The organism is Shewanella holmiensis (assembly GCF_025370255.1).
Classification (GTDB): domain Bacteria; phylum Pseudomonadota; class Gammaproteobacteria; order Enterobacterales; family Shewanellaceae; genus Shewanella; species Shewanella holmiensis.
Genome location: NZ_JAMTCD010000052.1, coordinates 1 through 2764, shown reverse-complemented (window position 1 = coordinate 2764; position 2764 = coordinate 1). Strand labels below are relative to the sequence as shown.

3 protein-coding genes are annotated in these 2764 nt (G+C 44.5%); 1 reads left to right on the top strand and 2 read right to left on the bottom strand.

Annotated features, from left to right (window positions below):
• On the bottom strand, positions 1-596 hold a 596-nt coding region (locus NE535_RS18565), incomplete at its 3' end, for a transposase (protein WP_425347479.1).
• 80 nt (positions 597-676) lie between these two features.
• Between NE535_RS18565 and NE535_RS18560 the strand changes: the two genes are divergently transcribed.
• Positions 677-1048, top strand: coding sequence for a PH domain-containing protein (locus tag NE535_RS18560; protein WP_425347480.1), 372 nt, complete (start codon positions 677-679; stop codon positions 1046-1048).
• Between the two features lie 79 nt (positions 1049-1127).
• Here the strand turns inward: NE535_RS18560 and NE535_RS18555 are convergent, their stop codons facing one another.
• The gene (locus NE535_RS18555; RefSeq protein WP_261300031.1) at positions 1128-2306 is read right to left on the bottom strand and encodes an AAA family ATPase; all 1179 of its coding nucleotides are present in this window, start codon (positions 2304-2306) and stop codon (positions 1128-1130) included.
• Between the last annotated feature and the right edge of the window lie 458 nt (positions 2307-2764).

The following is a 2764-nucleotide window of genomic DNA, read 5'->3' as shown; positions in this document are numbered from 1 at the left end:
CTTTCGGGTGTGGAGGCCATTTGGGCCCGAATCGGATTTAAATCGACATAGGCCATACAAGCTAATACTGCTGCTTCATCTAATAATGCTTGGGACTTGAACCTACCTTCCCAGAAGCGACCTGTACATTTATCTTCTTTGTTTGCCATTCTGGCTATTGGCTCACTTAAGGAGCGCATAAACCAACTGATATCGATTAAGCGTTGTCTATATTGAGTTATGCAATCATTCACAGTATTAAGTTCAAATTCGTTTAGGTCTTCACCTTTTACGAACTTATGTGTCAGTAAAGTACCTTTAAAGCCTTTATGCCACTGAATCAGTACGTCTTTATCTGACCAGTTTTTTGCTTTATCTGCGTCCACTTTAACCACTACATGCAAGTGATTGCTCATCACGGCATAGGCACAGATATCAATAGCGAAGATGGTTGCTAATTCAAGGATACGGGCATCGACCCACTCGCGCCGATGCTCAAAATTCTCACCCGTTGATTTATCAAAGCCGCACAAAAACGCCTTACGTACAACACGCGAACAACAGTGGTAATAAGGTGTATCTTCTAAGCTAACGATACTTTGTCTTGGTCTGGCCATCTTCAAATACCATTTAGGAAGGGTACATAAAGCGTAGTTGAGCGGTTAATATTTAGCCAATAATTTTGGGTGGCCATGTTATTTTGCTGGGTGGCCATGTTATTTTTGCTTCAGAGGTGAGTTTAGATGAGTTGGCTGAAGAGTTAGGTCCAATTATGGGCGATAATGAGCAGTTAGCATTGGCCTACCGGGTAGTGCGCGATATGTTTGTGTTCACTAACAAACGCCTTATTCTCATCGATAAACAGGGGATGACGGGGAAGAAAGTCAGTTATCACTCAGTACCTTATAAAGCTATCACCCATTTTGAAGTGGAAACTGCTGGAACTTTTGACATGGATTCTGAGTTAAAACTGTGGTTCTCTGGTCAGAAAGACCCTTTAGTTAAAGAGCTAAAGAAAGGCACCGATGTGGTGGGAATTCAGAAAACTATCGCCAATTTTTCTTTGTAAAACTGTAGTGGCCAGTCCTACTTGACCACTACAAACAGACTTTTTGGTCTATTAGAGCCTAAGCCATATGTTAAGTGACTTAGGCTTTTTGTTGCCAGTTCCAACTGGGCGTCGTCAAAATGTCCTGCCCCAAAATGTGTGTTTGTCCGAGCTGTTTATCTAACTCAATGATGTGGCACTGCTCAAATTCATTTAACGCATTGATAAGGCGATTGGCATGGGAAACGACCCAAACTTGACACAGGCTTGATGCTTTGGCGATGAGTCGCGCCAACGCTGGCAATAGATCGGGATGCAAACTGGTTTCTGGTTCATTGAGCACCATCAGTGCTGGTGGCCTGGGTGTGAGTAGAGCTGCAATTAACAGTAAGTATCGTAACGTGCCATCAGACAGCTCGCTTGCACTCAGAGGCCGAAGTAAGCCCTCTTGTTGAAAACCGATATTCAGTAAGCCTGCATTATAGTGAACGGTGACTGTTGCACCTGGGAATGCATCACTGACCGCATCATTAAAACCATCTCTATCGCCAATTTCAAAAATGGTTTGAATTGCGCTAGCTAAGTCGCGTCCATCGTGATGTAACACTGGGGTGCGTGTCCCCAACTGAGGTTTACGTGCGGGCGCATCGTTATCGCTTCTAAAGTGGTCGTAGAACCGCCAAGCCCTAATTGTGTCGCGTAGGCGAATGACTTCAGGTGTGCGTTCAGGGTCGGCCAGTTCACTAAAAATGCTGTCACCATGCTGCATATGTTGACCGAGAGTTTGCCAACCAGCTTGTTTTTGGTGCTCTGTACGGCTTTTGACCACTGGGCCACGTCGTTCAACCAGTACAGACGCGGGGCGATATTTGTTGCCCACCCAGATCGCCTCACGTTTTATTTGTGGGTCGAGCCCAAATAGGGTGGTGGAATCGGGCTTAGGCAGCCCCAGTTCAATAAGGTAGCTATACTCCTCGCCAGCAAATCCCAACTTTAATCGCTTAGGCTGTTGGCGGACGGTCGGTTCAATGGCAGTTTCACCGGCAAGCATGCCTTTGGTGATGTTTTCTGGACCAGCCCAAAAACAGGAGTCCAGTCCTCCCTCTTGCGCTAACGCATTGACCACGCCACCTTGGGCAGTTTGTGCGAGTAGACGCAGTGCCTTGTAGAGGTTAGATTTACCGCAGCCATTGGCACCAGTGACTAAGTTGAGCTGTTTAAGTGTCACTTTTACTTCTCTAAGAGAGCGATAGTTACTTATGGCTAAGGTGGTCAGCATTGTTAGATTTTTACTCAATGTCGGTGGTAGAGCTAAGTGATTATAGTGGCATCAAACAGATAGGCATGTCACTAGTGTCGTCTTGATGCGATTTTCAGATTACAATAGCATACTATTTGTATAAATATTAATGGTATACAATGCACGTTTTAAAAGACCATTGCATTGTGATGCTCTAAGCCGTGAATTTTGAGCCACACGATAAAAACTTAATTTACCACTAACCTACTTTGGCGAAAAACTGTTTAGCCATAAGTTGAAACAGACTTACTTACGAATAATTTGCCAAGTAAAAGAAAAGGCAGCAACCACTAAACCCTTTATAAAACACAACGGCTGCAATGACATTTAGTCGATTTCGCAATGCCGCATAACGCCCATTTAAGGGGCTGATAATTGTTTGCTAAAATGTGTAGCGAAGCGAAACCGAGCAAACTGTTAGCAGTCCCGCTTGAAAT

Coding starts and splice junctions, on each gene's coding strand:
- NE535_RS18555 (WP_261300031.1), bottom strand. CDS start 2,306: ATGCTGACCACCTTAGCCATAAGTAACTATCGCTCTCTTAGAGAAGTA.